General features: G+C 67.2%; 7 protein-coding genes. 1 reads left to right on the top strand and 6 read right to left on the bottom strand.

Annotated elements, in window-relative coordinates:
- Window positions 1-118: 118 nt before the first annotated feature.
- The 5 genes from XI09_RS02535 to XI09_RS02515 all read right to left on the bottom strand — a co-directional run bounded on the left by XI09_RS02535 (window position 119) and on the right by XI09_RS02515 (window position 4,482).
- Window positions 119-775: a carboxymuconolactone decarboxylase family protein gene (locus XI09_RS02535; RefSeq protein WP_271565533.1), complete on the bottom strand. Its 657-nt coding sequence runs from the start codon at window positions 773-775 to the stop codon at window positions 119-121.
- A 69-nt stretch (window positions 776-844) separates the two neighbouring features.
- On the bottom strand, window positions 845-1,702 hold the full coding sequence (gene blaOXA / locus XI09_RS02530) for a class D beta-lactamase (RefSeq protein WP_442869513.1): 858 nt from the start codon (window positions 1,700-1,702) through the stop codon (window positions 845-847).
- A gap of 34 nt (window positions 1,703-1,736) precedes the next feature.
- Window positions 1,737-2,000 carry an EscU/YscU/HrcU family type III secretion system export apparatus switch protein gene (locus tag XI09_RS02525; protein ID WP_271565531.1) on the bottom strand — a complete coding sequence of 88 codons (264 nt, stop codon included), beginning with the start codon at window positions 1,998-2,000 and terminating at the stop codon, window positions 1,737-1,739.
- Window positions 1,997-3,634 carry a flagellar hook-length control protein FliK gene (gene fliK / locus XI09_RS02520; protein WP_271565530.1) on the bottom strand — a complete coding sequence of 546 codons (1,638 nt, stop codon included), beginning with the start codon at window positions 3,632-3,634 and terminating at the stop codon, window positions 1,997-1,999. Before fliK ends, XI09_RS02525 begins: the two co-directional genes overlap by 4 nt.
- A gap of 53 nt (window positions 3,635-3,687) precedes the next feature.
- A complete protein-coding gene (locus XI09_RS02515; protein ID WP_271565529.1) occupies window positions 3,688-4,482 on the bottom strand; it encodes an ATP12 family chaperone protein in 795 nt (264 codons plus the stop codon).
- Between the two features lie 75 nt (window positions 4,483-4,557).
- Here XI09_RS02515 and XI09_RS02510 point away from each other — a divergent pair, with 75 nt between their 5' ends.
- Window positions 4,558-5,004: a hypothetical protein gene (locus XI09_RS02510; protein ID WP_271565528.1), complete on the top strand. Its 447-nt coding sequence runs from the start codon at window positions 4,558-4,560 to the stop codon at window positions 5,002-5,004.
- Window positions 5,005-5,185: 181 nt separating this feature from the next.
- Here the strand turns inward: XI09_RS02510 and XI09_RS02505 are convergent, their stop codons facing one another.
- The gene (locus tag XI09_RS02505; RefSeq protein WP_271565527.1) at window positions 5,186-6,415 is read right to left on the bottom strand and encodes an RluA family pseudouridine synthase; all 1,230 of its coding nucleotides are present in this window, start codon (window positions 6,413-6,415) and stop codon (window positions 5,186-5,188) included.
- Between the last annotated feature and the right edge of the window lie 45 nt (window positions 6,416-6,460).

The raw sequence follows: 6,460 nt of genomic DNA, 5'->3' as shown, positions 1-6,460 counted from the left end.
CGAAGCGTGCCCACCAACTACGGATCACCGTATGGAGAGATGGTGGGCACGGCACTACGCGCCTTTGCCCACCCTACGGTATCGCATTTTTGTCGCGAGCTCCTCGCAATGACGAACCTTACGGCTCTCCCGGCTTGAATGGCTCCTGCTTGTCCGGCGGCACCGTCTCCTCGGCCATGGCCAGCAGCATCGCGACCATCACATAGTTGCCGGCGACCGCGGTGAGGTCGACGATCTGCTGGTCGTTGAACACCTTCTTCGCGCGCGCGTAAGTCTCGTCGGTGACCTTCTTGGTCGCGGTGATCTCGGTGACGAAATCGTAGACCACAGCCTCGTCCTCGGCCATCTTCGACGGCCGCTTGTTGGCTTTCAGCTCGGCGATGATGTCGGGTGACAATCCCGCTTTCGCCGCGAGCGGCGCGTGGGCAAACCACTCGACCTGCGAACGCCACTGCCGCCCGATGATCAGGATCGCGAACTCGTTGAGTTTTGTCGGGACCGAGGTCTCCCAGCGCAGATAGTAGAACAGGTCGAACAGGCGCTGGCCGAGCACGGGGCTGCGGATCATCGGATTGTAGGGCCCGCCGATGCCGACGCTCGACACCTTCATGATCTGCTCGCCGAGCGGCTTCTGCTTGGCGTCGAGCTGGTCCATGGTGAGCTGCGGAAAGCGCGGCTCCTTGCTGGTGGCGGGGGCCGCAAATATCGTGGCGGCGAGCCAGCCGCCGGCTGCGGCAAGCGCAAGCGACGACAGCCAGAGTGGCGCTGAGTTCATTGTTGTCCTCCCGACCTTTTTTCTTGTTTGGTCGGAAGGATGCTAGTCGAGCGGGTTCGTGCGCGCCAGCTAGACCGCGCCGATCTCGGCAAGGCAGGCTTGCGTCAGCGGCATGCGCTCGCCGACGAGGCGCGGCTCGGTGCAGTCCATGTTGAGCGCGAACACGGTGTGCGCCTCGCCCTTCTCGACCCAGCCGACCATCCAGCCCAGCGACGGCTCGCCGCGCTCGGCGCCCAGGAGGCCGGACTTGGCGCGGATGACGCTATCGCCGACCTTGGTCACCGGCAGGATGTCAGCGACGAGATCCTGGCTGCGCTTGGAAATCGGCAGCGCACGGCGGCGCAGCCGGTCGACGAAATCGATCTGCTCGACCGGATCGATGCGCAAAGCGCCTGTGAGCCAGAACTGGTCGATGCCGCCGCCGATGTCGCGATTTCCATAGTCGAACAGATCGACGTACTTCTGCATGCGCTCCGGCCCGATGCGGCGCGCGATCTCCTGATAGACCGGTACCGCACTGACCGCGATGGCACTGCGCAGCGTGTGATCCTTGTTCCACGCCTCGATCGGCCGCTTCACGCCGTCCCAAGGGAAAACGTCCTTGTCGGGATCTGTGACCACGCCGGTTTCCAGCGCGATCAGCGAGTTCGGGATCTTGAAGGTCGAGGCGGGCAGCTTGCCCTCGCCCGAGCGCTCCTTGTCGCTGGCGACGATCAGATAGTCCTCGACCTTGTAGCCGACAAAGGTGCCTGATGTGCCGAGATCGGCGAAGCGTTTTGCCAGGCTGTCGCGGATCTCGTTGCGCGGCGGCGCGACATGGGCGAGCGCGCGCGACGGCAGGATCGCGGTTGCGGCGAGTAGGCCGAGGGTGGAACGGCGAGTGATCACGTGCAGTGTCCGTTGAGCGATGGAGTTGGCGGCGACCATGCAACCGCTATCATGGTGAAACGATGACAGTGCGTCAGCGCGCCCGGCCCGACAGCCGCAGCACGAACACCAGCACTTCGGCGACGGCTTTGTAGAGATCGGGCGGGATCTCCTCGCCAAGCTCGACCTTGGACAGCGCTCCGGCCAGGATTTCATTCTCCTCGATCGGGATGTCGTTGGCCTTGGCGATCTCGACGATCTTTTCGCCGATCGTGCCCTTGCCCTTGGCGACGACGACCGGCGCGCCAGAGCCCTTCTCGTAATGCAGCGCGATCGCGAGCCTGGATGGATCACTCATGTGGCGCGATCCAGGAAGTGGCCGGCGCGGGCCGGTGCCGGTTGCGGCGGCGTGCCGTCGCGCACCACGATGTCGCCGGGCTTGAGCTCGGCCCTGGTCATCGCCTGGCTGAGCTCATCGATCCCGGCGCGAAGCTGCTGCGCGGTCGCCGGCCGCTCCGCCCACATCCGCACGAAGGTCTTGTCGCCGTTCAGCGTGATCAGCGCGTGCACGGGGCCGGCCGGCTCGAGGTTGAGCGTGAAGCGTGCACGCCAGGCGCGTTTGGCAGGATCGGCGGATTCGTTGCCGCCGTCGCGCGAGATCTCGAACTGCGCCATGGCGGTCCCCTGCGGTGTCGCAAAGGGAATCTCGAAATTCCACTGCGGCACGGCCGGATCGACGCGGTGCCCGGAGGCATCGGTGCGATCGGGGAGCGAGGCGACCTGGAGCAAGGTCTGCCGCGCGATCGCGGCATTGGTGTCGTCGAGCAGACGGTGCACGGTCGCCGCCAGCGGCGTATCCGGCGCGAGCGATGGCGAGGCGATGGACTGCGGCGACGGCAGCGCGCCGCGGAATGGCGGTGGCGTCGTGCGCGCGGCGGCCTCGAAGATGTGGCCATCGGGCACGGCCTTGTTCGAGCCCGGCAAATTGCCGATCATGCGCGGCAGGTTTTGCGTGACCTCCTGCAAGAGGCTCGCGGCAAGGCCAGCGGACATGGTTCGCGGGCCCGCCGCCTGCGGCGTTGCGCCCGCCATGTCTGCCAGCACGGCGGCTGCGAGCGCAGTGCCGCGCGGCATTTGCGTCGGCTGGACGATCTCCACGTCGGGCGACGGCAATGCCGCCTGCGCGGCCTCGCCCGCCGCCTGAAGTGCGGACGCTGCGGTCTGCGGCGTGGTCGTGACGCTTGTAGGCGGCGCGTTGCCTTGCGCCGGTGCTTGCGGTACGCCGGTCTCGAGCGCGCCTGAGGTCGCGGCCAGCGTCTGGCGCAGCACCAGCAGCGCCGCCTTCAGGTCCGGCACGGCGCCTGGCGAGGGCGGCGCGCCCGCGGCCAATGAGGCCTCGAGAAACAGCCCTGACTTCTGGAAGGCGGATTCGATGTCGGCGCCGTCGAGCTGAGTATTGAGCGGCGTCTGCTGCGCCAGCACGTCGAGCACCGCCTGCTTCAATCCCGCCGGCAGATCGCTTCCGGTCACGACGGAGGCCAGATTGGCGAACAGCGGCGCCTGGCTGCCCTGCTTGCTCGCGGCCTCGGCCGAAGCCATTGTCACCGCGACCTGCTCCGATGCCGTCAAGGTGTTGCGCGCCGCGTTCGCGGACGGCGCGAGCGACGGGCTGTCGACCAGCGAAGCCGCGGCCGGCGTCAGCGTGATCTGATCGGCGGCCGCCTCGCCTGCGCCGCCCATGACGGCAAGGCGGATGGTGCCGTCGTTCTGCGACACCGCAAGCTGGAGATTTTGTCCCGGCGACAGCGCGACTTCCGACATCACGTCGAGGGAGAGATTTGCGATCGCGATCCGCACCAGATTGTCGGCGAGCACGCTGACGACTCTGGCGTCGACGACGCTGCCGGCCTGGAGCACGAGATCGGGCGTCGCCGCATCAGCCACGGGGCTGGCAGCACTGACGGGAGTAATGGAACTGATCGGCGTCGCCATCTCAGGGGCCCAGGAGCACGGGCCACCCTAACGCCGGCGTCGTAAACCTCTCGTTAAGGACCTTCGGCCGCGGACGGCTTGACCGCCGCCAGAACTGCGACGGCAGCGTTGAAATCCCGCGCGCGGGCGGCCCGGCGTGCCGCGGCCACCTCGTCCACGCCCCAATGGTCGGCGTTCCAGTCCTCATCGACATGGGCGGCGGCCCAGACCTGATCGGCCTCGCGCACGCCATGGGCCAGGGCCAGCGCCAGCAGCGCCGAGCCGGTCAGGGTCGTCACCACATGGAGTGCCGCGACCGACCAGGCATCCCCGGGCAGGGCTGCGCGGGCGGCCCGAATGGCCTCGTCCGGCTGCTTCACATGCATGACGCCCTCGGACAGGATGAAATGCGCCCCCAGCGTCTCCGCGGCCCAGAACAGCACGGGGTCCCAATGCCTGGCCTCGCGGGCCACGAGCGCCTCGGGATGGCCGGCGCGATAGAACAGCAGGTCGGCCTCGAAATATTTTGCAAGGTCGTCCCTGACGAGCCCGACGCGATCGACCACGCCTTCAACCACGCTGTTGGCGATCCGCGTCAGCGGCATGGTCACGGGATCGATCGTCTCGCCCTGGGCCGCCCATTCGGCGGCGACCGCATCGGCCAGCGCGCGCGAGGGGATCACGACCTGGCGGCCGGACGGCGTGCGGATCGGCTTGCCGTCGAGCGTGATGGCGAAGCCGCCTTCGGCCTCGGCGACGCCGGCCTCCTTGTAGAAGCGCTTGCGCTGCGGCGTGCGCGCGGACTGGCGGGCCGCCTCGCGTGGATCGAGCGGGGTCCTGCCCGCAACCTCGTCGAACAATTCGCGCATGTCAGTTTTCGGCCCTACTCGCTCAGTGGTAGGCTTGTACGACAAGACCGGCGCCCGATAAAGCGAGCGGCAGGCATGAGGGAACTTGCGGGTATTGTGGCCCTGGTCGCCGGCTTTGGGCTGGCCGCGGCGGAGGCCGGCTTTCGTAGCCCGGAATCGCTGGTCCGCAACGTCTATGCCCATTACGGCCAGGGCGCGCCGGAGCTGTCAAAAGGCCTGCCGCGGGATGGCGCCACCGCCCGGCAATTCTTCGATTTCCCGCTGCGCAAGGCCTGGAGCACGCCGAGGGCCGAGCCCTATGATTTCCTGGTGCAGAGCCCGAGCTGGAAGCTCGGCCCGGTCGCGATCGCGGTCGTGCGGAGGCAATACGACAAGACCTATGTCGCGGCGAATTTCGACAATCACGGCCGCCGGGTGACGCTGAACTTCATCCTGGTCAACGGGCCGGATGGATGGCTGATCACGGATGTCGAGACCCCGCACGACAGCTTGCGCATGTTTCTGGAGCAGTTCCGGAATTGAGGGGGTGTGGGGTTGTCGGTCGCAACCACAATCGCCGCCGTCATGCTCCGCGAAAGCGGGGCATCCAGTACGCTGCGGCCTCTCGGCTCAATCACTGCGGTCTCTGGAATACTGGATCGCCCGCCTTCGCGGGCGATGACACCTGAGAATGAGCGGACATCGCCCGCCCCATTCAGCCTGACTATTCCTCCGGCGCGTTCTCGATCGGATCAAACCGGCTTGCATCGAGCCCGAGCAGATTCCACGACTGCTGCATGTGCGGCGGCAGCGGGGCGGTTGCGTCGATCACGCCGCCGCGCGGATGCGGAATGACGATGCGGCGCGCGAGCAGATGCAGCCGGTTTTGCAGCCCGCCCGGCAGCTGCCAATTCTCGATGTTGAAATATTTGGGATCGCCGACGATGGGATGACCGATATGCTCCATATGCGCGCGGAGCTGATGGGTGCGGCCCGTCACCGGTTTCAGCGACACCCAGGTCAGCTTGTTGCCGGCGGTCTCGACCACGGCATAGTAGGTCACCGCGTGGCTGGCGCCCTCATCGCCGTGCTGAGCGATGCGCATGATGGTGTCGTCCTCGCTCTCCTCCTTGGCAAGGAAGGTCGAGATGCGGCCCTGCTTCGGCTTCGGCAGCCCCGGCACCAGCGCCCAATAGACCTTTCGCGCCGACCGCGAGCGGAACGCGCCGGTCAGATGCGAGGCGGCAAAGCGCGTCTTGGCGATCAACAGGCAACCCGACGTCTCCCTGTCGATGCGGTGCACGAGGCGCGGCTTCTGGCCCTTGGCATCGCGCATCACCTCCAGCATCTGGTCGATGTGCCGCGTCATGCCCGAGCCGCCCTGCACGGCAAGTCCGGCCGGCTTGTTCAGGACGAGGACGTCGTCGTCCTCGTAGATCGTCATCTCCTTCAGCGCCTTGAGCGTCTTCTGCGCCGCCTCCGAGAGCTCGCCGACGACCTTCGGCGCGTCGAGCTTCAGCGGCGGGATGCGGACGCTCTGCCCCTCCTCCAGCCGGTCCTTGCTGTCGACGCGCTTGCCGTCGACGCGCAGCTCGCCTTTGCGGACGACGCGCTGGATGTGGGAGAACGACAGGCCGGGAAAGCGCGCCTCGAGGAAGCGATCGACGCGCATGTTGTTCTCGTCGGCCGTCACGGTGACGGTCTGCACCTTGGTCGGCAGCAGCGCCTCGACGGGCTTGGCGGGTGCAGGCTTTTCCAGCGCTGCCCGTTCCAGCGCTGCCTTGGGCGGGCGCCGCTCGGCACGCTCGGCCGCAAAACGCGGCGGCTTTGCACCCGGCTTGGCGCCAGGCCGCGGCCCCGCCTTCTTGGCGCCGCGCGCCTTGAACGGACGTGCGTCATCGCGCTCGTCACGCGAACGGGGCTTTGGGTTCATTCTCTTGATGCGACGGCTCATGGTTGCCTGCGTACCCTAAAAGCCGGCTCCCGTCACGGCGAAATG

Origin of the sequence: Bradyrhizobium sp. CCBAU 11386 (assembly GCF_028128955.1) — a bacterium.
Taxonomy (GTDB): Bacteria; Pseudomonadota; Alphaproteobacteria; order Rhizobiales; family Xanthobacteraceae; genus Bradyrhizobium.
Note: the sequence above shows the minus strand (reverse complement) of the source record. Positions and strands in the feature narration are given on the sequence as shown.